This window comes from Pseudomonas sp. C9, assembly GCF_002000165.1.
In the GTDB taxonomy this organism is placed as follows: Bacteria; Pseudomonadota; Gammaproteobacteria; order Pseudomonadales; family Pseudomonadaceae; genus Aquipseudomonas.
The window spans coordinates 5,128,330-5,152,018 of the sequence record NZ_MPAK01000001.1 but is presented as its reverse complement, the minus strand read 5'-3'; the positions used below and the strand labels follow the sequence as shown (position 1 = coordinate 5,152,018).

Below are 23,689 nucleotides of genomic sequence, written 5' to 3'. Positions count from 1 at the left end.
GACTGAGCTCGCCACCTATTCAGCGCAGAGGTTGGCCAAAGCAAGGAATGGCCGCTTAACTCTAGAAGCCAACGACACGAATCCGACTTGTCTTCTTGCCACGCACGGAAGCTCGCCATGGGCCAACTGCTGATTGATGAACACTTGGTGTTCGACGAGAACAACTTCCTGTTGTTTCGTGTCGACGCCGCCAATGAGGAGCCTTTGCGCCTGGGTGCAATCGCCAGCCGATGCCTGGCCATGCTGCTCAGGTCCGGGGGTTCTGTGGTTCGCAAGCGCGAACTGATGGCCGGGGCATGGGGACAATACGGGCTGGAAGTGACCGACAACAGCCTGGCCCAGGTGGTCCGCCAATTGCGGCTGGCGCTGGAAAAACTGCAGCCTGATCGAGAATTCATCCAGACCTTGCCACGCATCGGCTACAAGCTTGCCGACGGGGTGACAGTCGAAGAACTGACTGCGCACCCGAAACCGGCGCTGCCATCATGCACGATGGTCACTGGCAACGAAGCCCCCCTGCCCCTTGAGCCTGCCGTATCGGCCATCGCTGATGCAGAGGGAGAAGCTGGCGAACCGCCTTCGATCAAGCCAATCCCTGCCTCAACGGAACCCGCTCCCGGGCCGATACCTACGTCTGCGATTGCAACCCCAAGGCGTTGGCACTTGTGGCTCGCATTGCCCGTGTGGGGAGCCTGTGCATTTGTGCTGGGAAGAATCTGGCTGGCACCGCCGCTTGAGGTGGAACCGCCAGCGTTCGCCGCTCCCGTAACGATGGATGATGTGCTCGTGCACTTGCCCACTCAGGACGTACAGCCGCCAGTGGCGCCCCACTTGCAATTGATGGTCGAGAACAGTCGAAAACTGGCGGGGATTCTAGGTCTTTCGACGCAAAACATGCACCTGTACTTGTTACCGTCGCGTCGGGGGGCCGATCAGATTCTCTGCGATGGCGCGCTGGAAACGGCGAGCAGTCGCTGCATCGGTGTACAACAACATGACTAGACGCGCCGCCACCTCAGCTTGGTACCTGGCCTTCGTCGTCGTGGGGCTGTTGGGTGTTGCACTGGGACGCCTGACGGGCGAGCACAAGGCCAACCTGGACTTCTGGTGCACCGGGGAGAGCGCGCATCAAGTGCCCTCGGCATTGCCTGCTGCGTGGCTGACGACGCGCTTCAGACTGGACTTGAGGCCCACCGGGCTCAGTCACATGCGCATGGTGGCCCAACTGATCGATACCGGATCCGGTGCTGAAATTGACACCCTGCGCCGCAATAGTGCCTTTAGGGTGCAACAACAGGGACACCGCTTGCAGGTCACTGTCGTACGGAGCGCCAAGGGCGAAGCGGACAGCGCAACGCCTGAGCTGGCGGGGACACTCGGCCTGTTTATCTTCCGCTCGGACACCAGCGTGAGTTACTGGATGCGCTCGCTCTCACAGACGCGTTACCTGTTCGATGATGGCAACGACATGTTCATTCTGTGCAGCAAACGATGACAGCGATAAACGCCCCATACCCGCTAAACCGATCTAAAGGCAGGCGCGAGAGCGTCTAATCTTTGAAAGGAAGGACACGCCTTCAGCCTCTTGATCGGGGGAAACGCAATGACCAAAACAGCAGCGCGCCAATGCGGGTCATGGGTTCTCCCCTGCCTGCTCGCCATCAGCCTGGCGCTGACGGCGGGATGTTCAGGTAAACACTCCAGGGACCCCTATCAGGTCGCCGGCTCAAATTGCTACGCAAAATCGCTCCCCACTGCTGGCGAGGGCGGCTTGGCCTGGGGCGCCACCTTGAACATCGCCCAGAAAAAATCCATGGACAATTGCATGCGCTATGCCGGCCGGTCCGGGGGCACGCCCAACACCTGCCAAGTGGTGGTGTCGGAGTGCAAAAATCAATAGCGTGAACGCGGCGTAACACGCCACATCAGCGCCGTGAAGCTGTCATGAAATGAAAAAAAACTGTCGCCCAATGTACGGCTGCCCACCCGAAAAAACGCGTAGAACGAATCGCGAGCTGAATCGGTGCCAAGCTGAAACGAGTACAAGGGGATGTTGTAGCACAAGCACTGTTCAGTGCTTGCCGTGCGCCATGGTTCCGATTTACACGCTCAACACCAGAATAATAATCCGCAAAAGGATCGCGTTAATGCGTGTGAATCTGCCCGTCACCGACCAAGAAAGAGCGTTCCCTGCCAACCAGCGTTTGATCTCCACGACCGACCTTGATAGCCGAATCACTTACTGCAATGACGCGTTTGTGACCATCAGCGGGTTCACTGCCGACGAATTGGTCGGCCAGCCTCATAACCTGATTCGACACCCCGATATGCCACCCGGGGTATTCATTCATATGTGGCACACCCTCAAGCAAGGCAAACCCTGGATGGGGATTGTGAAAAACCGCTCGAAAAATGGCGATTTTTATTGGGTCAATACCTACGTCACGCCCATGTATGAAAACGGGCGCATGAGTGGTTACGAGTCGGTACGCTCGGTGCCCAGCCGCGACCAGGTCCGTCGGGCATCAGCGCTCTATGCAAGGATGCGCGCCGGCAAGCCGATCGTGGCGCGCAGTGCGCGGATTCTGCGGCCACTGCGAAACGGTTTTCCATTATTCGCGGCTGGCGTGCTTTCACTGCTGGGTGCTCATTGGCTACCGGACACGGCGGCTCAATGTGTCCTGGTGGCGAGCCTGAGTCTTGCCTGGTACCGCATCGAGTCCCGACATCGCAGCTCCATCGAGCGCACCCTGGCCGAGCATCCAAAAGCATTTGCCGACCCGTTGGTCGCGCTGACCTACAGCGACAACTACGGCCCCCAAGGCCGGCTGGACATGGCCATGCTCAGCGAGGAAGCCCGTTTGCAAACGGCGTTGAGCCGGCTTGTCGATGCCGGGATCAGCGTGAAGGCCAAGGCAGCACAGTCATCCGAACTGTCCGGCTCGCAAGCGCAGTCGCTTGATCGCCAGCGCAGTGAAACGGATCAGTCCGCCGCCGCCATCGCGCAGATGGCGGCAACGAATCAGGAGGTGACTCAAAACGTCATCACGACGGCGCATGCCGCGTCCGAAGCCGACCAGTTGACTCAAGAAGGCAGTGAGCTGGCCCGGCAAAGCCTGCACGCCATGGAAGCGATGAATGAGGCCGTCAACGAAATCGGCCTGGCGGTGAACGCATTGGCGAGCGAGACGCAATCGATCGGCAGTGTCGTGGATGTCATCACTTCCATTGCCGAACAGACCAACCTGTTGGCGCTCAATGCAGCGATCGAGGCGGCCCGGGCAGGTGAACAAGGCCGGGGTTTTGCAGTGGTTGCCGACGAGGTGCGCTCCCTGGCACAGCGCACCCGCACCTCCACCGAGCAGATCCATGGCTTCATCGCGTCGCTGAACAACGGAGCCGATCGCGCCGTCTCCACGGCCGCCCGGGGCGAGCAGATTTCCCGCGACAGCATGCAGCGTGTCGAGGCGGTGCAGTCGGCGCTGGTCGGCATCAGTCAAGCCGTCAGCCGCATCACCGCCATGAGCCAGCAAATGGCATCGGCATCAGAGCAGCAAAGTCACGTGACGGAAGATATCAATCAACAGATCACGCGCATCGCGCAACTGTGTGACCACAGTGCCGGGCAGGCCGAGCAAGGCGCCGCGATCAGCCGCGATCTCGAGGGAATGGCCGATTACCTGCACAGCCTGGCCGAACGTTTCAACCGATAGCCAAAAAAGCAACTAATCTCCATGGCTGCCTGCTGCCGGTCTTGACTGGCAGCTATCGGCTATCAATGGAACGGGAATATGCAACACACTGGGGTGTAAGCATCAGGCGTTTACTGAGTGATCGGGCAGCGACCTGAACTGGCCAGGCGTGCATTGAGGGCAGCGGGAAGGCGCTGACCAGACTGCCTGGCTGTATCCCCCGTTCATTGATAAAGGTCTGAACATTGAACGGTGAATCCTGATAATGCTTTTAGATTTTTAGGCAGGTTGACATGACTCCCCAGCTCTTTTCGGTTCACGGCCTCGTGAGTTTTACCCTCGCCATCCTCCTGCTGTTCCTCGGCAAAACCCTTGTCCAGCGCAGCACCTTGCTCCGCCAATACTGTATTCCCGAATCGGTTGTCGGTGGCTTCGTCTGTGCGGCGGTGACGAGCCTGCTGTACTTCGGACTCAAGATCCAGATCGAATTCGACCTGCAGGTTCGCGACACCCTGCTGCTCTATTTCTTTGCCGGCATTGGCTTGAAATCGGACATGCGCCAACTGCTCAAGGGTGGACGCCCGCTACTGGTCCTGCTGTTGCTCGCCGGTGTGTTCATCGTCCTGCAAAACTCATTGGGCATGGGGGTGGCCGAGGCATTCGGGCTAGATCCCAAGGCAGGATTGATGGTGGGCTCCATTTCCCTCACGGGTGGGGCGGGTACCACGCTGGCCTGGGCGCCGCTTTTCATCGAAAAACTGGGCATCAGTAACGCCCATGAACTGGGCATGGCCAGCAACACCGTCGGGCTTATAGCCGCGTGCGTGATCGGCGGCCCTATCGCCAATCGACTGATCAGCCGTTATCACCTGAAGACTTCCGGGGATGCGACGCTGGAAGTCGGCATTCTCGAGCAACAACCGAGCAAGGGCCTGGACTACTACGATGTGCTCTGGGCGTGGATGTGGCTCAACCTGACCCTTATGCTCGGCTATGGACTTAACCTGCTGCTGGAAAACGCCGGCATCACCCTGCCCAAATTCGTCAGTTGCCTGTTCGCGGGTATCGTCATTCACCACATCGTTCTCGCCGTGGTCGGTGATCAACGGCTGAAAACCTGGAGCGGCGCCAGCCTGGGGCTGGCACTGATCTCCGATATCTGCCTGGGCATGTTCCTGACCATGGCCCTGATGGGGCTTCAGCTATGGCAACTCAGCGGCGCGTTGATGTTCATTCTGTGCGCCTTGACCCTGCAAATTCTGCTGACGGTGCTCTACACGTATTTTGTGGTGTTCCGCTTTATGGGACGCAATTACGAAGCCAGCGTGATTGCTTCCGGGTTCGGGGGGATTGCCCTTGGCTCCACGGCCACGGCCATCGTCAACATGACCACCGTGACGCAAAAATACGGCGCAGCCCACCAAGCCTTCCTGATCGTGCCGCTGGTGTGTGGCTTCTTCATTGACCTGGTCAATGCCGTGATCATCGGCCTGTTCAGTGGTATTTAGCGACGGCCCCTTCGATCGATCAAAGCCCGGCTTGGCGTCGACCCATGACGCCTGAGCCGCGAGCGTAAAATGACAAACTCCCGGGGTGGATGACTTATCCGGCGTCGCTCGATACCCTTGCACGCCACGTCGCCCGACGGTAAAACCCTCCTCCACCCAGACGAGCCATGTCATGAAATCCCCCGCAGGTTTGCTGCTGTCGGCTATCGAACTGGACCGTGCCAGCGCCATCCCCTTGTACCGCCAGTTGTACCTGCAGATTCGCAAACAGGTACTCAGTGGCCGGCTCCAGGGCGGCGTGCGCTTGCCGTCGACCCGGACCCTGAGCAAGGAACTGGCGCTGTCGCGGATCACCATTCTCAATGCGTTCGATCAACTGATTGCCGAGGGTTTCCTGGCCTCGCGCACCGGCGCCGGCACCTATGTCGGCAACGAGTGGGAAAATCGCGGTATCACCGACGATGGGCAACAGCGCCCGCCACCGCGCCTGTCCGACCTGAGCCAGTCGATGTTGTCACTGCGCAGCGATCATTTTCGCGGGGTGTCTTATGCCGACTGGGACCCCGCGACCCCGACCTCATTCCTGCCCAGCCACAGCACTTACGATGCCTTCCCCCAAGTCATCTGGCGGCGCCTGATGAACCGTCACCTGCTGAAGCCGACCAAGGCCATGCTCGGCTATGGCGAGCTGCAAGGCTTGCAGGCGTTTCGCACGGCGATTGCCGAATACGTGTTCGACGCCCGTGGCATCGACTGTGATGCCGGGCAAGTGGTGATCGTTTCCGGTGCGCAGCAAGCGTTCAACCTGCTGGGCATGTTGCTGCTCAATCCGCAGGACAGCGTCTGGATGGAAGACCCGGGCCACATCGCCGCGCGCATTGCCTTGCAAGCCCAAGGCGCCCGCGTGGTGCCGTTGCGTATCGATGAACAGGGCATCGATGTCCAGCAAGGCCTGGACGAGTGCCCCGACGCCCGCCTGGTGTTCACCACCCCTTCTCGCCAGCATCCATTGGGCGTCACCCTGAGCTATGCGCGACGCCAGGCCCTGATTGACTGGGCCGCGCAACATCAGAGCTGGATCATCGAGGACGATTGCGACAGTGAGTTTCGCTACAGCGGCCGCCTCCTTCCGGCGCTCTACGCCATGGACCAGATGGCCCGGGTGATCTACGTCGGCACCTTCAGCAAAGTACTGTTCCCGTCGCTGCGCCTGGGTTACGTGATTCTGCCAAAAGCCCTGGTCGAACCCTTTTGCACCCTGCGCGCAGTCATGGATCGCAGCCCGCCCACGCTGCTTCAGGCGACGACGGCGGACTTCATGATCGAAGGCCACTTCCTGGGGCATATCCGCCGCATGCGGGCGCTGTATCAGGCTCGTCAGCAGGCGTTGATCGAGCAGCTCGAAAAGCAACTCGGCCACTTCTTCAAGATCACCCCCGTAGAGGCCGGCATGCACCTGATCGCCTGGCTGCCGCCCGAGCTTAATGACGACGCCATCGCCAAGGCGCTGGCCCGACACAACATCCACACCTATGCACTGAGCGACTACCGCATCACGCATGTCTTGCCGCCGGCCCTGTTGATCGGCTTTGCCGGCACGCCGGAAAACCAGGCCCGCGAACGCGTCGAAGCGCTGGCCCGGGCCTTGTCCGCCATCGGGTGCCTGCCGCAAATCACTTGAAGCAAGGCAAGTGGTCTTATGAATTAACTGATAATGGATCTATCGAGAGTTCCTGACTGGCGCGATAAAGGCTGCGCCGGTAGACCCGGTGTCTGAACCAGGAACGACTCTAATGAACAATAAGATCCAGGAACGATTCAACGCCTTGCTGAGCCACAACGTGGTCGAGGACGGTACAGCCCCGGTACTGACCGAAGCACTGGCCCGGCAGTTGCTCGAACGTCTGGGGCATATGCGCCTGTTTGCCCACGCCTACCCGCTGCTGACCAACCTCACCCACGGCCGCGTCACCCCCGCCGACCTGCTGGACTTCGCCTATCGCCACGAGTTGCAGGGGCTGAGCCTGCACTTGCTCGACGGTGAGGAAAACAGCCTGAGCCAAATGTCCCCCGAGCAACTGCAAGCATTTGCCAACAAGGCCAAGGCGCTGGGGCTGGATGTGCACCTGGAAATCAGCAGCACACTGAAAAAAGATGTCGACCAGGTGATCGCCATCGCCAGGGCGTTGGGAGTACGCAACATCCGCGTTTACTCACGTTATGAGGGCGCGCTGTCGCGCGTCATGGACGTGATCGAGACCGACCTGCACTACCTCGCTCAGCAGGCCGACGAGCACGACCTGTACTTCGATTTCGAGCAGCATGAAGAACTCAAGAGCGGCGAGATCGCGCAATTGCTCAAGCGGCTCGACCACCCTCGCCTGCACGCGTTGTTCGACTTCGGCAACATGATCAATGCCTGCGAGCAGCCTTTACAGGCGCTGCGCAATCTGGCGCCACACATCCGCCAGACCCACCTCAAGGGCGTGCGCGTTGTGCCCGAGCAAAACGGTTTCGGCCACTACGGCGTGCTACAGGGCAGCGACGAAGACGACCTGCCGAGCGCCCGCATGCTGTTCGAATTGTTGATGCTGGGCGACACAGCCACCCCTCAGGTGATCGCGTTCATTCTTGAGCAGGAAAACCACTATGTGGCCCCGGCCTTTCGTCAGACCGACGAGGCGACCGACCCCTTCATTGCCTATCGGGAAATGAGCGACACACCGCTCCCCAATGGCTACTCGCTTGAGCGAATGCTCGCCGATGAACACCGCTGGGCGAACAACCAGGTGGCCTATGTGCGCAGCCTGCTAGCCGAACTTCGCACCCTGGCCGAACTGACCCTGGCCCACTCCTCCCACGCCTGAACCTGACGACCTGATACGCCCGGAGAACAATAATGACAATTCAAAACAAGGCCAAATGGTTCAGATTCCTGATCCTCATCCTCGGTGGCGGTACCATCTATAAACTGGCGAACCTCAAGGACGCCTTCTATGTGCCCATGCAGGAATTCATGGGCCTGACCCACACTGAAATCGGCATGCTGCTGAGTGCCAACGCCATCATTGCCACGGCGTTGTTCGTCGTCGGCGGGCTGCTCGCCGATCGCTACGATACCCGCAAACTGATCCCCATCGGCCTGATCGGTACGGGTGGTCTGGGGTTGTACCTGGCGACCTTTCCACCCTTCAGCAACCTGCTGATCGTGTTCAGCCTGCTGGCGGTCTGTGCCGACTGCATCTTCTGGCCTTCGCTGCTCAAGGCGATTCGCAACCTGGGTGACGATCAGGAACAAGGCCGGTTGTTCGGCCTGCTGGAAGGCGGACGTGGTGTGATCGATACCCTGGTGGCTTTTTCCGCGCTGGGCGTGTTCGTCGCCATGGGGTCGGGCGAAGCCGGCCTGAAATCGGCCATCCTGTTTTACTCGGTGATCGACATCCTCGCCGGGACCGTCACCTGGTTCCTGCTCAAGGGTGGCACCGCGCAGTCGGTGGCCAAACCGAAAAACGGCCTGGCGAACCTGGTCGAGGCGATCAAGGTGCCGGGTATCTGGCTGGTCAGCCTCAACGTGTTCATGGTCTACATCGTCTACTGCGGCCTGACCTATTTCATTCCCTACCTCAAGGAAATGTACGGGTTGCCCGTGGCACTGGTGGGCGCCTACGGCATCATCAACCAATACTTCCTCAAGATCCTCGGTGGCCCTGCCGGCGGCTTCATCGCCGACAAACAATTCAAGAGCACCAGCCGCTACCTGAAGTGGGCCTTCCTGGCGCTGCTGCCCTTGATGGGCGTCATCATGCTGATCCCGAAAAGCCCGAGCTTCATCTACGCGGGCATGGCCGCCACTCTGTCGTTCGCGCTGATCGTTTTCTCGATGCGCGGTGTGTTCTGGGCGCCCATGGGTGAAGTCGGCATTCCTCAACACATCACCGGCTCGGCCTTCGGCATCGGTTGCCTGATCGGCTACGCACCGGGCATGTTCGCCTACGTCATCTATGGCGCCATCCTCGATCACTTCCCCGGTGAACAGGGTTACAACTATGTCTTCAGCCTGATGAGCGTGCTGGCCATTATCGGCTTCATGGTGTCCAGCCTGCTGTATCAATCGGTGCGCAAAAAATCCACGGCGACTGGCGGGGTGAGCGCAGCACAAGCCTGATCAGCTCCGGAGCTGCCGGAAGGGACCCTCTTCTCTTCCGGCAGCTGTTCAAGCGCTGGTTCAAAACGGGTACGCTGCGTGATCTGTTATCCGCTTGAGCGCCAGGTCGAGGTCAGCAATGCCGTTGTTTGTCAGTGAAGAAACCCGTTGGATCGAGACGCCTCACGGTCGTTTGTTCTCCCAACGCTGGTCGCCTGCCGGCGAGCGTGCCGAAACGGCCCAGCCACCGATCATTCTGTTTCATGACTCTCTGGGTTGCGTCGCACTGTGGCGGGATTTTCCAGAACAACTGTGCCAGGCCACGGGGCGCATAGTTGTCGCCTACGACCGGCTCGGCTTCGGGCAGTCCGATGCCTACCCCGGTGACCTGCCCACCCGGTTTATTCGGGATGAAGCTGAATGCTTCTTTCCGCTGCTGCGCCAGCAGTGGCAAATCGACCGGTTCGTGGCCTTCGGTCACAGCGTTGGCGGGGCAATGGCGGCGACGTGCGCGGCGCTGTATCCGCACAGTTGCCAGTCGTTGATCACCGAGTCGGCACAAGCATTTGTTGAAGACCGGACGTTGAACGGCATTCGCATTGCCAAGGCCCAGTTCAAGGAGGCGGGGCAAATGGAGCGGTTGCACAAGTACCACGGCGACAAGGCCGCCTGGGTGCTGTCTGCCTGGACAGAGACCTGGTTATCAAAGGCCTTCGAGCAATGGACCCTCGAAAGCAGCGCAGCCTCGATTCAGTGCCCGTTACTGGTGCTACATGGCGAGAACGACGAGTACGGGTCCGTGTTGCACCCGCAGCGGATTGCCACGCTGGGAACGGCGTCGAGCACAAGCGTAATCCTGAAAAACCGTCATCACGTCCCCCATCGTGAAGCGCCGAACGAAGTGCTGGACGTGGTCAAACAGCACCTGGAATCGAACGCCGGCTGAGTGCCTGATCTTGCAAGGCACTACTGCGGTTGAAAGGTTTGCAGGTAGGCCAACAGGTTTTCGATCTTTTCCGGATCGCTGAGCCCCCAGAAAATCATGCGGGTGCCGGGGACCACCTTTTTCGGGTCTTCGAGGTACGCGGTCAGTGTTTCGCGGGTCCAGAGGATATTGGCGGCTTTCATCGCATCGGAATACTGGTAGTCCGTGGTGCTGGCGGAATGTCGTCCGAAGATGCCGTTGAGCTGCGGGCCAAATGAACCCCGTGCCGATTCGCCAACCTGATGGCATCCTCCGCAGATCCGCTTGAACAGCGTCGCCCCCGCTTCGGCATCGCCGGCCGCGTGTACCTGAAGGCTCAATACCCCTGCGCCAAGCAGCAAGGACAAGGTGAGTACGGCGGCTTTGTGCATGTTCTGTTCCCAATGGTGTAAGGCCAGGCGCGTCAATCAGTGGGCGCCCGGTTGAAACTTCTTCCGGTAAGCCGCAGGCAGCAAGCCCACTCGCTGGCGGAAAAGTCTACGGAAAGAATTGCCATCTTCGTAGCCCACGGCATACGTGATGCTGTCCTGGGTCATGCGAGTGGTCTCAAGCAGCTGTTTGGCCTTTTCCAGCCGCAGCGTTTGCAGGTAAGTAATCGGCGTGTACCCCGTCGCGTCCTTGAAACGCCGCTTGAAGTTTCGGATGCCGAATCCGAACTGCCGGGCGACGTCATCAATCATCACTGAACGGTCAAAGTGCTGCTCCAGCCAGTTTTGAACCTGCAGGATGCCGGCATCACCATGCTGCTTGGGCAGTGACCACATCACATACACCGACTGCTCGCTGCGCACACTGTCGACCAGCAAATATTTGCCACATTTCTGCGCCAGCTCCAGCGACGCGAACCGGCGCACAAGGTGCAGCAACAGGTCCATGGCCGCGCTCGCGCCACCGCTGGTGACCAGACGATTGTCCTCGCAGATGATCTGCGAGTCGTCCAGGCAAACGTCGGCATAGCGGCGACGAAACAGGTCGGCAAACGCCCAGTGCGTGGTGGCTCGAACGCCGTCGAGCAAACCCGCTTCAGCCAGCATGAACGCCGCGGTACACATCGACGCCACCACTGCGCCCTGAGCGTGCTGTTTACGCAGCCAGGGTCCATACGCCGAAAAGGCCGGCAAGGCATCCTTGAGGGTGAAGAGAAAACCGGGAATCAGCACCAGATCAGTCTGCGCAATCTCGCGGGTGGATTGGTCCACGCGCAGCGTCTGCCCTCCCCACGCGGCAACCTCTTCACCGTCCAGAGAGGCAATGACCACTTCAAACGGCGAGCTGGCCGTGTCCGCAAACAGGTTGGCGGCACTGAGCACTTCCAGCGCCATCGTGGCGCTGGCGGCAGAACATTGGTTGGTCAATAAAAGCGTGACGTGCATAAATGATCCAATTGCGTATATCGCATGTAAAAAGTCATTTGTGCACCTACCTTACCCGATCCCCGCTGCATAAAGTGCACCGATCATTCAATCATCGGCGTACTTATGAATCTCTGGTTCCGACTGCTCCTCATGCTGTTTCGTCGTCCGTGGCGCAAGCCGGTCGACGCCATGGCCACCACGGTTATCCGTCTGCGCGTCTGGCCGCTCGACCTCGACCTCAATCGCCACGTCACCAATGGTCGCTATTTCACCCTGGCCGATCTCGGGCGCATGGATTACGTGCTTCGCAGCGGTGCATTCCGCGTGGCGCTGCGTAACAAGGCCGTGCCGATCGTCGGGGACACCTGGGGCAAGTTCCGTCGTGAGTTGAAGCTGTTCGAAGCGTTCGAGATTCACACGCGGATGCTGGGCTGGGACGACAAGTGGAGCTTCATGGAGCACCGTTTTGTCAGCAAAGGGCGTGTGATCGGAGTGGTGGTGATGCGCGGTGTGTTCCGCACAGGCAAAGGCACGGTGGCACCCGGCGAGTTTGCCCGTGAGCTGGGATTGGACGAGCAGTCGCCGCCGATGCCGGCGTGGCTGACGGACTGGTCGCAAAGCTGCAACGACATGAGCGCTCAGTTGCGCGAGGAAGAGGGTCAGCCGATTCGGCGTCCACAGACGGTCGCATAAAAACGGCGGGTTAGCCGCTGACAGCCTCGGGCGCAGACTCTATCCTGTGCCGCGCGCATCGGCGCCTGACCGACCTTTCACTGGAGACACCTGTGCCACCGCTGACCGCCCGTGAGGTTTACCAGACATTGCGTGACGCCGCACTGGGCATCCGCCCTTTTCTGCGCCTTGATGAACAGCCCGAACCCGCTCAGGTGCAGGTCGATATCGAAGGCTGGCGCCTGACGCTCGATGTCGATGGCATTCATTTGCGCCGCTGCCAGTATTGCCTCAGCCCCGATGGCCGCGAGGGTGACTTCGATAGCTGGCAACGTTTTGGCACTGACCCGGTGAGTTTTCTCAGCGCGTGGGAACTGACGCAGATCGAGCGGTTGCTGGCCGGAGGCTGAGCACCGCGCCCGGTTTTCAGATCGGCAAACACCGCAGACGAAAAAGCCCGGCCAAGCCGGGCTTTTTCATGTCAACGCAGACCCGCCAAACGGCAGGCTCCGGCGCTTACTGTACGTTTTTCAGCTTGACCACATCACCGGAAATCTTGGTGGTGTAACCGGTCAGGACCCAGGCCCAGAACCAGTTTTCCTGCACCTGGGTGTTGATCATCGCGTCACCGCCCTTGGCTTTGATCGCGGCGTCCTGCGCGCGGATAAAACGGTTGTTCTGCTGGATCGGGATGACGCCGAACAGCAGCAGGCCAGTGGCGGTTGCTTCGCTATGGCCGAGGACCGTGTATTGGCTGCTTTCATAGTGCTGGGTATTCATCGGGGTGCCGGTGCAACCCGCCAGAACCAGGCCAAACAGAGCGACGGCAACAACTTTGCTGAGGTACTTCACTGAAAAACTCCATAAGAATGTGCCCGGGATCCGTCTCTCGGGCGGCGCACACTCTAACGGAGTTGATGGCCAATTGGTATCACCATGAGACACTTGATTTAGCGGCCTCGCGTGTTCATTTGGCCGGTTTTCGCCGAGCCGCCACCCGCGAAAGATTGAGCGCCACGGCGGCGCCAATCAGTGCCTGCAATGCCGTTTCATCCAGCTGTTCACCCTCATGCACATCAATGGCTCGTCGGGTATTGCCTTCAAGACTGGAGTTGAAAAGACCCGAAGGGTCCTCCAGCGAAGCGCCTTGGGCAAAGGTCATTTTGACGACGCTTTTGTACGTCTCGCCGGTGCAGATGATGCCAGCGTGAGACCACACCGGCACACCGCGCCACTTCCACTCCTCCACCACCTCGGGGTCGGCCTGGCGAATAAGCGCCCGGATTCTGGCGAGTGTTTCGCCCCGCCAATCATTCAGTTCCTTGATTCTCGCGTCTATCAGCTCAGAGGCCGCCACTTGCCCTTCGCCATCCTTTTCAGCGCTCGCTTCCTTCTTCATGATGGTCGTCACCTTCTTCATGATGGTTTTTACCCGCCTCATGATAGTTGCCGGGCGTTTCCCCTGCTCCCGGCTTGATGCCAAAATGCGACGCTCAGGTCACCCGTCCAGCCCTTGTCGCGTAATGCAGTGCAACGAGAATTGATATGAACACCCATTTTCAGCCAAGTGATGCTCCGAAATCCCACGTCTCCCAGCCGTCGGCGGTGACAGCATGATTGAGGTAACCGAGGTTTCCATTGCGCAACTGCGCACTGCGCTCGAATCCGGCCAGACCACCGCGGTTGAGCTGGTCAATGCTTATCTCGCCCGGATCGATGCCTACGACGGTGCGGACACACCCACCGCCCTCAACGCGGTCGTGGTGCGTAACCCCGACGCACTCAAGGAAGCGCAGGCATCCGATGCCCGCCGGGCCAAAGGCGAAACGCTGGGGCCACTCGATGGCATCCCCTACACGGCCAAGGACAGTTATCTGGTCAAGGGCCTGACCGCCGCGTCCGGCAGCCCGGCCTTCGTCAACCTGATCGCTTATCGCGATGCGTTTACCATCGAGCGGCTGCGCGGTGCCGGCGCCATTTGCCTGGGCAAGACCAACATGCCGCCCATGGCCAACGGCGGCATGCAACGCGGGGTCTATGGCCGCGCCGAAAGCCCGTACAACGCTGACTACCTCACTGCGCCGTTCGCCTCGGGTTCGTCGAACGGTGCCGGCACGGCCACCGCTGCCAGTTTCGCGGCGTTTGGCCTGGCCGAAGAAACCTGGTCGAGTGGACGCGGTCCCGCTTCGAACAATGGTTTGTGCGCCTACACGCCATCGCGCGGGGTGATTTCGGTGCGCGGCAACTGGCCGCTGACCCCGACCATGGACGTTGTCGTGCCGTTTGCCAGAACCATGGCCGACCTGCTTGAAGTGCTTGACGTGGTCGTGGCCGAAGACCCCGACACCCGCGGCGACCTGTGGCGGATGCAGCCCTGGGTGCCGATTCCGAGCGTCACCTCGGTACGCCCGGCCTCTTATCACGAGCTGGCGGCGAAGCCTGACGCACTGGCCGGCAAGCGTTTCGGCGTGCCGCGCATGTACATCAACAAGGACCTGGAAGCAGGCACCAGCGAAGCGCCGGGCATCGGCGGGCCAACGGGGCAGCGAATCAACACCCGGGCCTCGGTGATCGGACTGTGGGAAGCGGCTCGCCAGGCACTCGAAGCCGCCGGCGCCGAAGTCATCGAGGTCGATTTCCCGTTGGTATCCAATTGCGAAGGCGACCGTCCGGGCGCGCCGACCGTGTTCAATCGCGGCATTGTCTCTAAAGAGTTCCTGCACCACGAGTTGTGGGACCTGACAGCCTGGGCGTTCGATGATTTTCTCCAGGCCAACGGCGACCCGACATTGAACCGTCTGGTCGACGTCGACGGACCGCTGATTTTCCCGCACGACCCCGGCACCCTGCCCAACCGCGAGGGCGACCTTGCCGCCGGCATGGACGAGTATGTGCGGATGGCCGAGCGCGGCATTACGCCATGGAACGAGATCACCACGGTGCCGGATGGCTTGCGTGGGCTTGAACACACGCGGCGCATCGATCTTGAAGAGTGGATGGATCGCCTGGGGCTCGATGCGGTGCTGTTTCCGACGGTCGCCGACGTTGGGCCGGCAAATGCCGATGTCGATCCGGCGTCTGCAGACATCGCGTGGAGCAATGGCGTCTGGGTCGCCAACGGCAACCTCGCCATCCGCCACTTGGGCGTTCCCACGGTCACGGTGCCGATGGGCGTCATGCCGGACATTGGCATGCCCGTCGGTTTGACCTTTGCCGGTCGCGCCTATGACGACTCGTCGCTGCTGCGCCTGGCATCCGCGTTTGAAGCGACCGGGACGAAGCGAATGATCCCCCCGCGTACCCCGCCGCTGTCGGGTCACCCGTAAAAGAACACCGGGATTGGGGCTGTACTCGCCCCAACCCCGGTCAACCATTCAGACTCTCTGCTGCATCAGGCCTTGGCCGCCATCGCGGTGACTTCCACTCGCATGCCTTCGACCGCCAGAGCGGCGACACCCACAGCGGCACGCACCGGCCACGGTTTGGCGAAGAAGCGCTTGTAGACTTCGTTGAACGCGGCGCGGTCGGCCATGTCGGTGAGGTAGATGGTCAGGTGCAACACCCGATCCATCGAACTGCCGGCGCGCTCCAGTGCAACTTTGAGCGCTTGCAGCGTGCATTCGCTTTGCTCGACGATGCCGCCCAACTCCAGACTGCCGTCAGCGCGAGTCGGAATCTGAGTGGAGACCAACAGGCCGCCGAATCCGGCGACGTCGGAGGAGATGGAGTCCTGGTCTGGATCAGGGGTGAACGTGATGTCTTGGTTTGCCATGGGGATCTCGTGCTTGAAAGGGTAAAGGGCTGTCGCGTATCAGGCGGGCAGTTTACAACCCCACGGCGCACCGCTGTTCAAGATCGTGTGGTGAAAGTGGGCGGTGTTGCCGCCACACTCGCCAACGAGGCCTAGTCAGGGTCGAGCAACCCGCCGCTCCAGTTGCGCGAGACCCGGCTGCCGGTGAATTTCGCCACCACCATGCCCTGAGGCACCAGCCGATCCCGATAGCGGGTGACCATTCGCCCTGCTTGCTCGGCGTGCAGCACCACTTCGGAGGACGGATCCCCCGGCCGCCGTAGAATCCGCGCAAAGCGCTGCCCCTCCTCGACGAAATCACCGAGCTCTTTTTCGAAGATCAGCACCCCGGGCTGTGGCGCCAGAATGGTTTCCATATGGCCCATTTCCATCGCCTCGACGGGCCAGTCAGCGGGTGTCAGCGCTTCGTCGATGACCCCGCAACCGCACAGCCACGCATACAACCCGTCGGCATCCTGTTCGGCAACCCGGTCACTGACATCGCCCTGCCCGCGCAGCTCCAGTGTCGCGGCCATGCGCTGGTCGGTGACGCCGTCACGCAGCCATGGCGCAATGATGGTTTCTTCGAAGGAGCCATCGCCGCCGTCATCCCAGATGATTGCCACCTCCATCTTCATCGCGGCGGCCAGTTCGCGGCCTCGTGGCCAGAAACTGCGGTGAACGTAGAGGTAGGGCAGCGCCTCGTCATCAGTGTGCAGATCGAGCACCATGTGTGCCGGCGCCGCCAGTTGCACCAGTTTTTTTTGCCACGCTTGAACGCTGGTCGACGGTTGGGCCATGGCCGCCGATTGGTCGAACGAACGGTTGAAGTTGTGCCCGGTGGCGTCATGAAAGCGACCGAGAAGCCGGCCTTGGCGAAACTGCCCGATGCCCAGCGGATTGGCTTGCGGCACCACCGTCACGCTGCCTTTGAGCCGACCGTGGGCATCGGCGACCTGAAGCTTTTGCATCAACAGATGCAGCACCAGCATCCCGGCGATTTCATCGGCATGCACTCCGGCTTGCAGGTGCACGGTCGGTCCACTGCCATCGCCCTCGAAACGCCAGGCACCGACCTGCACCGCGTCGCCGTTATTGTTGCGAACACTGAACGAAACATCCTGCGCCATCGGTTTGTCCTCCCGCGTCACCCACGTTTAAAAAACCTGCATTGCCGGCGTCGAGACTGGTGATTGAACGCACGTTCAACTAAGCTCGCGAACCAGGCAATACACCCAAGGATTCGCGTGTGACCACCCCCGCCCCGAAAAACCGTCGTGCCGAACCTGACGAACGCCGCGAAATGCTGGTTGCCGCGACCCTGCGTTGCCTGGTGCGCGATGGTCACGCCGGTATTTCCGTGCGTCGCATCGCCACCGAAGCCGGCGTGTCCGTAGGGTTGCTCAATCACCATTTCGGCAGCATCGATGCGTTGATCGCCGACACCTACCAAAAGATCGCCAGCGAACTGACCACCGCCCTGCTCCAGGAAATCCAGCAGGCCGGCACCCCTGCCGAAAAGATGGACGCCTTCCTCACCGGCTCCTTCTCGCCCCGGGTCATGGACCCGCAACTGCTCGGCGTCTGGGTGGTGTTCTGGAGCCTGATTCGTCACTCCGAACACGTCAGCCAGTCCCACGAAAAAAGCTATCGCGCCTACCTCGACCTGCTCCGCCAATTGCTCGATGACATGGCAACCAGCGAAGGGTTCGTGATCCACGACACGCGCCTGGCCGCCATCGGTTTATCGGCGATGCTCGACGGACTCTGGATCGAGTGGTGCCTGAACCCCGAAACCTTCAGCCCCGCCAACGGCCTCCATATCTGTCGTTGCTGGATAAAGGGGCTGCGTCACGGAGCATTCAGCACCGACGACGTCGTGTGAGGGATGACGACCAAAGATCATCGCCAGGGTGCCACTGACCGCGATCAGCCCGGCACCGATCATCAGCGACACATCCATCAGCGTGCCCCAGATCAGGCTCGACAGCAGGAACGCCCAGATCAGCCCGGTGTACTCGAACGGTGCCAGCAACGTCGCGGTGGCCCGCTGGAAACTGGCGAACAATAGAAACTGACCAATACCGCCGACCAGCCCGGCCCCGAGCATCCCCAGCCAGGCCGGGGTCGGCGCCGGGGTGTAGGTCCAGGGCAAGGCCACTGTCATGCAAATGACAAACACCACGTTGGTGATCAGCATCTGCTCCAGCACGGATGTCTGCTCATCCACCTGGCGCAATTGAATGTAGGTGAACGCCCAGCACACCGCGGCCAACAGCGTCAGCGCCACCGGCAGCGGGTCGGTCATGTTGCCGGGGCGACAGGCAATGAGCACACCGGCAAACCCGATGATCAGGCTGACCCACTGCCACGCGCTGGCGCGCTCCTTGAGAATCACCGCCGCCAGTACCGTGACCATGATCGGTGCGGAGAAATACAGGGTGGTCATTTCCGCCAGGCTCAGGTCGCGGGCCGCCGTGTAATACAACACCCAGGCCACTATCGACAGCAGCCCGCGCATCACCAGCAAGCGTCGGCTCGGTGAGTGCCAGGCGCGCTGGACCAGGCGCAACCGCCCCGCCAGCAGACAGGCCAGCACCACCACGAACGCACGCCAGAACAGAATGCTGACCACCGAATAATCGGCGACCAGCCATTTGATGGCGGCGTCCTGCAACGCCAGAAACGTATAACCCAACGTGCACAGGCCGATGCCTTGCAACGACCGGTCGACGATCCGTGTCGTGCTCATTACGCCGACCTGCGCACGGGCGTCCCGCGCCGCTCGGCAAAGGCAAACAGCGCCTCGATCAGGAACGTCAGGCAGACATACACACCGGCCACCAGCAACAGCGGCTCATAGACTTGCAGCGTCTGCGCCCGCACCACGTTGGCGGCCCCCAACAGATCGATAATGGCAATGGTCGAGGCCAGCGCCGTCGACTTGAGGAGCATCACGGTCTCCCCGGCCAATGTCGGCAACAGCAAGCGCAGGGCCCGAGGCAAGCGCACGCGAAGCAGGGACTGGCGCGCCGTCATGCCAAAGGCCGACGCCGCTTCCATCTCACCCTTGGGTACCGCCAATAGGCCACCGCGAATCACTTCGCCGACATAGGCCCCTACCGACACCACCAGGGCAAACACGATGTACCAGTAACCGTCACGCAGGTACGGCCAGAGGAAGCTGCCGCGAATCAACGGAAACTGCGCAAACAGGCTGCCGAGGCCGTAGTAGAAAATGTAGATCTGGATCAGCAACGGCGTACCGCGCGTCACGCTGGTGTAGAACAGGCTGACCTTGGCAATCACCCGGTTCTTTGAAATCCGCGCCAGTGCCACCAACACCGCCAGTGCGTAGCCGAACACGCTGGAGATCAACAGGATGGTGATGGTCGTTTGCAGCCCTCGGCCCAACAGCGCCGCGTATTCAATTATCCACGCTGGAATCATTTCGTTTACTCAGCCAAAGGCATCCAGCGACGGATGCGTCGCTCAAGCCGTCCAGACAGGTAGTTGGACACCAGTGTCACCGCGTAATACATCGCCGCGGCGGTGAGGTAGAACAACAAGTAATGCCGCGTCGAACCCGCGCCTTGCTTGGCGGTGTAGAGCAGTTCGTTAGTGCCGACCACGCTGATCAATGCGCTGTCCTTGATCAGGTTGATCCACAAGTTGGCCATCCCGGCCATTGCGTAAGGCGCCATGATCGGCAGCGTGACTCGCCGGAACAGGCCGAAGCCGTTCAAGCCAAACGCCTTGGCCGCCTCGATCTGGCCGAACGGAATGGCCTGGATCGCCGCGCGGAAAATCTCCGACGCGTAAGCCCCTTGCACCAGGCCCAGCACCACGATCGCCGCCAATGGGCCGCTGACATCCACGGTGCCATAACCCATCTGCGTCATCAGCGAATTGAGGAGCATGGAGCCGACGTAGTACAGCAAGAGAATCAGCAACAACTCCGGAACCGCGCGGAACAAGGTGGTGTAGCTGCGCATCAGTGCCGCGATGGGTTTGGGCGCACTCAGCTTGAGGCAGGCCACCACCAGCCCGATCAAAAGCCCGAGTACAAACGCCCCGGCCGAAATCTGCAGGGTCATCCAGAGCCCCTTCAACAGCGCACCGCCCCATCCTTGCTCGCTGAAGTTGATCAACTCGAACATTGCTGGCATTTCACTCTCCAGTTAGCGACGTTCACGGCATCACCTACCTCTGTAGGAGCATGGCTTGCCCGCGATGCTTTTGGGCGGCCTCGAGGGCCCCATCGCGGGCAAGCCCGGCTCCTACAGGGATCTGTGTTGAGGTCAGAAAGTCGGTTTTACGCTGGTACCGAAGTAGCTTTGGGAGAGGTCGTCATAGTCCTTGCTCGCCAGCAGTTCCTGGATGGCCTTGTCGAGTTTGGCCTTGAGCTCGGTGTCATCCTTGCGCAGGCCGGCGCCCACACCTTTGCCGAAGATCGGGTCATAAGGCACTGCGCCGAGGTAGGCCAGGTTGCTGGCATCCGGCGTCTGTACGAAAGCCGCCATGGCCGTGCCGTCCGCCATCATCAGGTCGATGCGGCCGGCAATCAGGTCGGCGTTGGCCGAGTCCTGGGTGTCGTAATACTTAACGTCGGCGATTTTCTCGTAGTAGGTCTTCAGGAAACTGGCGCTGACCGTCGAGTTCTGCACGCCGATGGTCTTGCCCTTGAGGTCATCCGGGTACTTTTTAACGGACGTGCCCTTCGGACCGACAATCGCGATCACCGAGTCGTAGTAGGCCTTGCTGAAGGCGATCTGTTTTTCGCGTTCTTCGGTCACCGACATCGAGGAAAAAATCACGTCGATCTTCTTCGCCAGCAGCGACGGAATGATCCCGTCCCACGCCACTTCCTTGATCTCGCACTCGGCTTTCATTTCGCTGCACAGCTTGTGGATCAGGTCGACCTCAAAGCCTTTCCATTCACCGTTGGCCTGCTTTTCGGTGTACGGCGGATACGGTTCGGCCGCGACCGCGAACCTGATCGGCTGGGCTTGCGCCGCGCTCATGCCGGCCAGCAACAAGCAGGCCGCGCCTGTAAACCAGTTTGCCAAACGTCGATTTCCCATGATTTTTCCCCGTCTTTTTATGATGTATTAGCGAGTCTGATGCGCGTTGACGAATTGTCGGCAACGTTCACTGCGTGGGTGTACGAACACTTCATCCGGCGAACCGGTTTCCTCGATCAGCCCTTGGTGCAAATAGGCAACTTTGGAAGAGACATCGCGGGCAAAAGCCATCTCATGGGTCACCAGGATCATGGTCCGGCCTTCTTCCGCGAGGGAGCGGATCACCCGCAGCACTTCGCCGACCAGTTCCGGGTCGAGTGCCGAGGTGGGTTCATCGAACAGCATGACCTTGGGCCGCATGGCCAGGGCCCGGGCGATGGCCACCCGTTGTTGCTGCCCCCCGGAGAGAAACGCCGGGTACTCGTTGCGCTTGGCCGCCAGCCCGACACGCTCCAGCAACGCTTCGGCCCGTTCGGTGGCCTCGGCACGGCTTTCACGCAGGACCTGGGTCGGCGCTTCGATGAGGTTTTCCAGCACCGTGCGATGGGGCCAGAGATTGAAATTCTGAAACACCATGCCCAGGCTCGAACGGATCCGCACCAACTGTTTGGCGTCAGACACCAGCGGCGCGCCGGGACGGTCGTGGTTGAGCTTGATGCTTTCGCCGTCCACCAGAATCCGCCCCTGATCCGGCACTTCGAGCATGTTGATGCAACGCAGCAAGGTACTTTTGCCCGAGCCGCTGGCGCCGATCAGGGAGATCACATCGCCTTCGCGAGCCGTCAGGGAAACGCCTTTGAGCACTTCGATATTGCCGAAGCGTTTGTGCAGGCCATCGACCTCGATCATGGTCTTGGCCGCAACCGGTGCAACGGTTGCCTCACAAGTAACGCGGCTGATTACGGGCCGTGGAACCTCACCTTTCAACACCAGGACAAAATCGCGAATACGCTGGCAAGCCTGGGCCAGTCGCTCTTCACCCAGGGTGAACGAGAGCCGTACAAAACCTTGCGCGGGTTCGCCAAACGCTGCCGCATCGAGGACCGACACGCGCGCCTCGCGCAGCAGGCGCCAGGCGAACTCCAGCGAGGCCAGCCCGGTGTCGCGCACGTCCACCAGCACAAACATGCCGGCATCGGGATTGAGCACTGAAATGCCCGGGCAATCCGCCAGGCTCGCGACCACCAGATCACGACGACGGCGATAGATCTCGCGCATGCCGTGGGTCACGTCGTCGTGGGCCTGCACCGCTTTGAGCGCCGCTTCCATGACAAACCCCGGCAAGCCATACAGCATGCTCAGCACCAGGGTTTCGGCGTGCTCGATCAGGGCGGGTGCGGCGACGATCCAGCCGATGCGCCAACCGGTCATGGCATGAGACTTCGACAGACTGCCAATGACCACGCAGCGTTCGGCCATGCCCGGCAACGCCGCGAGACTGAGGTGTTCGCGTTCGAACGCGAGGCTTTCGTAGACCTCATCGACCACGACCCACAGGTCATGCTCGATGGCGAGATCGGCGATGGCTTGCAGCTCTTCGCGGTTGAGCACCACGCCGGTGGGGTTGTTCGGGTTGGAGAAGAAAATTGCCCGGGTGCGCGGGGTAATGGCCTTGGCCAACACAGCGGCATCGAGCCTGAAACCGGAATCCGCCGAGCACGGCACCCGCACCAGCGTCGCACCGGACGCCTTGAGTGTGGCCTCGTACGTCACGTACATCGGGTCGAGGGCAATCACTTCATCGCCGGTGTTGAGCAGGCACATCGACGTGATGAACAGCGCGTTCTGCGCCCCGGCCGCGACGATGACATTGGGCGCTGCCATCTCACGGTCGAACAGCGGGCTGTAGCGAGCGGCGATGGCTTCGCGCAAGGCCTGGCGCCCGGCGATTTCGGTGTAGTGAGTGTCGCCTTCGCGCAGCGCTTCGATGGCGGCATCGGTGATGAAATCGGGTGTGGGGAAATCCGGATCACCGACACTGAGAATGATCACATCCTCACCACGGCGCTGGGCTTCAAAGGCTGCATTGTGAATATCCCAGGCGGCGACACCGTCGCCTGAAATCCGCTCAACAAAGGGTGAAAACCGCATGCCAGTGCCTCGTTCGAAATGAAGAAACGCAAGCCCGCGCAACCAGCCGGGGAGGTGGCCACCAACATAGTCGAAGCTGAACAGTCGTTCAACAGAAAAGTCGCGATGCTTCGCGTTCGGCGTAAACAGGTCGTTTTTACGACAGTCGAGGCGTTTTTCAGCAAGGGAACACAAAAGGGTCGCGAGTAGAAGCCCCGATGACTTTGCGGGTGTATTACAACCGTTAATGTTTTAAAAAAAACGCAAGCACCCCGTCGAAGTTTCAATTAATACAACGGCCCTAAAACAAATAATCCTGCATTTGTAATGCAAGTAATACACCATAAAAAATTGATACTTGGCGCGCCAGCATGAATATCAAAAGCCCTACCCTACCGACCCCACAGGCAGCGAATAACGTGACCTGCACCCCCATAGCAACTATCAAA

General features: G+C 60.5%; 22 protein-coding genes and 3 pseudogenes. 14 read left to right on the top strand and 11 right to left on the bottom strand.

Annotated elements, in window-relative coordinates; genetic code table 11:
• The first annotated feature begins 117 nt into the window (after positions 1-117).
• The 10 genes and pseudogenes from BMS17_RS24130 to BMS17_RS24090 all read left to right on the top strand — a co-directional run bounded on the left by BMS17_RS24130 (position 118) and on the right by BMS17_RS24090 (position 10,290).
• Positions 118-1,002: a transcriptional regulator gene (locus BMS17_RS24130; RefSeq protein ID WP_077431934.1), complete on the top strand. Its 885-nt coding sequence runs from the start codon at positions 118-120 to the stop codon at positions 1,000-1,002.
• Positions 995-1,495, top strand: a complete 501-nt coding sequence (locus BMS17_RS24125; RefSeq protein WP_077431933.1) for a hypothetical protein — start codon at positions 995-997, stop codon at positions 1,493-1,495. The genes BMS17_RS24130 and BMS17_RS24125 overlap by 8 nt, the downstream gene beginning before the upstream one ends.
• A gap of 108 nt (positions 1,496-1,603) precedes the next feature.
• A complete protein-coding gene (locus BMS17_RS24120; RefSeq protein WP_077431932.1) occupies positions 1,604-1,900 on the top strand; it encodes a hypothetical protein in 297 nt (98 codons plus the stop codon).
• Between the two features lie 49 nt (positions 1,901-1,949).
• Positions 1,950-2,450 (top strand): annotated as a pseudogene (locus BMS17_RS31070) (PAS domain-containing protein); the annotation flags it as partial.
• Positions 2,451-2,738: 288 nt separating this feature from the next.
• A pseudogene (locus tag BMS17_RS31065) lies at positions 2,739-3,713 on the top strand (methyl-accepting chemotaxis protein); the annotation flags it as partial.
• A 272-nt stretch (positions 3,714-3,985) separates the two neighbouring features.
• Complete coding sequence (gene gltS, locus BMS17_RS24110) at positions 3,986-5,200, top strand: sodium/glutamate symporter (RefSeq protein WP_046030407.1); 1,215 nt, start codon at positions 3,986-3,988, stop codon at positions 5,198-5,200.
• Positions 5,201-5,372: 172 nt separating this feature from the next.
• Positions 5,373-6,881 carry a PLP-dependent aminotransferase family protein gene (locus tag BMS17_RS24105; protein WP_077431931.1) on the top strand — a complete coding sequence of 503 codons (1,509 nt, stop codon included), beginning with the start codon at positions 5,373-5,375 and terminating at the stop codon, positions 6,879-6,881.
• 112 nt (positions 6,882-6,993) lie between these two features.
• On the top strand, positions 6,994-8,067 hold the full coding sequence (locus tag BMS17_RS24100; RefSeq protein WP_046030412.1) for a sugar phosphate isomerase/epimerase: 1,074 nt from the start codon (positions 6,994-6,996) through the stop codon (positions 8,065-8,067).
• A gap of 32 nt (positions 8,068-8,099) precedes the next feature.
• Positions 8,100-9,365, top strand: coding sequence for a nitrate/nitrite transporter (locus BMS17_RS24095; RefSeq protein WP_046030414.1), 1,266 nt, complete (start codon positions 8,100-8,102; stop codon positions 9,363-9,365).
• 118 nt (positions 9,366-9,483) lie between these two features.
• Positions 9,484-10,290: an alpha/beta fold hydrolase gene (locus tag BMS17_RS24090; RefSeq protein ID WP_077431930.1), complete on the top strand. Its 807-nt coding sequence runs from the start codon at positions 9,484-9,486 to the stop codon at positions 10,288-10,290.
• 20 nt (positions 10,291-10,310) lie between these two features.
• On the opposite strand, the gene BMS17_RS24085 is transcribed toward BMS17_RS24090, so the two are convergent.
• The gene (locus tag BMS17_RS24085; protein ID WP_077431929.1) at positions 10,311-10,700 is read right to left on the bottom strand and encodes a cytochrome c family protein; all 390 of its coding nucleotides are present in this window, start codon (positions 10,698-10,700) and stop codon (positions 10,311-10,313) included.
• Positions 10,701-10,736: 36 nt separating this feature from the next.
• Positions 10,737-11,702, bottom strand: a complete 966-nt coding sequence (locus BMS17_RS24080) for a GlxA family transcriptional regulator (protein ID WP_046030425.1) — start codon at positions 11,700-11,702, stop codon at positions 10,737-10,739.
• A gap of 105 nt (positions 11,703-11,807) precedes the next feature.
• Here BMS17_RS24080 and BMS17_RS24075 point away from each other — a divergent pair, with 105 nt between their 5' ends.
• Both BMS17_RS24075 and BMS17_RS24070 read left to right on the top strand, forming a co-directional pair.
• Entirely contained in the window at positions 11,808-12,377 is a 570-nt protein-coding gene (locus BMS17_RS24075) for a thioesterase family protein (protein WP_046030427.1), read from the top strand.
• Positions 12,378-12,469: 92 nt separating this feature from the next.
• Entirely contained in the window at positions 12,470-12,766 is a 297-nt protein-coding gene (locus BMS17_RS24070) for a hypothetical protein (protein ID WP_046030428.1), read from the top strand.
• A gap of 106 nt (positions 12,767-12,872) precedes the next feature.
• Here the strand turns inward: BMS17_RS24070 and BMS17_RS24065 are convergent, their stop codons facing one another.
• Together BMS17_RS24065 and BMS17_RS24060 are read right to left on the bottom strand one after the other, a co-directional pair.
• Positions 12,873-13,208, bottom strand: a complete 336-nt coding sequence (locus BMS17_RS24065; protein ID WP_046030429.1) for a hypothetical protein — start codon at positions 13,206-13,208, stop codon at positions 12,873-12,875.
• Between the two features lie 115 nt (positions 13,209-13,323).
• Complete coding sequence (locus tag BMS17_RS24060) at positions 13,324-13,755, bottom strand: DUF1801 domain-containing protein (RefSeq protein ID WP_218191601.1); 432 nt, start codon at positions 13,753-13,755, stop codon at positions 13,324-13,326.
• A 214-nt stretch (positions 13,756-13,969) separates the two neighbouring features.
• Here BMS17_RS24060 and BMS17_RS24055 point away from each other — a divergent pair, with 214 nt between their 5' ends.
• Entirely contained in the window at positions 13,970-15,682 is a 1,713-nt protein-coding gene (locus BMS17_RS24055; protein WP_046030430.1) for an amidase, read from the top strand.
• A 65-nt stretch (positions 15,683-15,747) separates the two neighbouring features.
• On the opposite strand, the gene BMS17_RS24050 is transcribed toward BMS17_RS24055, so the two are convergent.
• Together BMS17_RS24050 and BMS17_RS24045 are read right to left on the bottom strand one after the other, a co-directional pair.
• A complete protein-coding gene (locus BMS17_RS24050; RefSeq protein ID WP_077431928.1) occupies positions 15,748-16,128 on the bottom strand; it encodes a RidA family protein in 381 nt (126 codons plus the stop codon).
• Positions 16,129-16,259: 131 nt separating this feature from the next.
• The gene (locus tag BMS17_RS24045; protein ID WP_077431927.1) at positions 16,260-17,276 is read right to left on the bottom strand and encodes a succinylglutamate desuccinylase/aspartoacylase family protein; all 1,017 of its coding nucleotides are present in this window, start codon (positions 17,274-17,276) and stop codon (positions 16,260-16,262) included.
• Positions 17,277-17,449: 173 nt separating this feature from the next.
• Here BMS17_RS24045 and BMS17_RS30800 point away from each other — a divergent pair.
• A pseudogene (locus tag BMS17_RS30800) lies at positions 17,450-17,935 on the top strand (TetR/AcrR family transcriptional regulator); the annotation flags it as partial.
• On the opposite strand, the gene BMS17_RS24035 reads toward BMS17_RS30800, so the two are convergent.
• The 5 genes from BMS17_RS24035 to BMS17_RS30875 form a co-directional block, all read right to left on the bottom strand.
• Positions 17,891-18,898 (bottom strand): DMT family transporter, encoded by a 1,008-nt coding sequence (locus BMS17_RS24035; RefSeq protein WP_052961887.1) that lies wholly within the window; start codon positions 18,896-18,898, stop codon positions 17,891-17,893. The pseudogene BMS17_RS30800 and the gene BMS17_RS24035 sit on opposite strands and share 45 nt — an antisense overlap.
• The gene (locus BMS17_RS24030; protein ID WP_046030434.1) at positions 18,898-19,596 is read right to left on the bottom strand and encodes an ABC transporter permease subunit; all 699 of its coding nucleotides are present in this window, start codon (positions 19,594-19,596) and stop codon (positions 18,898-18,900) included. The genes BMS17_RS24035 and BMS17_RS24030 overlap by 1 nt, the downstream gene beginning before the upstream one ends.
• A gap of 5 nt (positions 19,597-19,601) precedes the next feature.
• Positions 19,602-20,315, bottom strand: a complete 714-nt coding sequence (locus tag BMS17_RS24025) for an ABC transporter permease (protein ID WP_046030435.1) — start codon at positions 20,313-20,315, stop codon at positions 19,602-19,604.
• A 132-nt stretch (positions 20,316-20,447) separates the two neighbouring features.
• Positions 20,448-21,230 (bottom strand): transporter substrate-binding domain-containing protein, encoded by a 783-nt coding sequence (locus BMS17_RS24020; protein WP_046030438.1) that lies wholly within the window; start codon positions 21,228-21,230, stop codon positions 20,448-20,450.
• 27 nt (positions 21,231-21,257) lie between these two features.
• Positions 21,258-23,261, bottom strand: a complete 2,004-nt coding sequence (locus tag BMS17_RS30875) for an aminotransferase class I/II-fold pyridoxal phosphate-dependent enzyme (RefSeq protein WP_046030440.1) — start codon at positions 23,259-23,261, stop codon at positions 21,258-21,260.
• Positions 23,262-23,689: the final 428 nt, after the last annotated feature.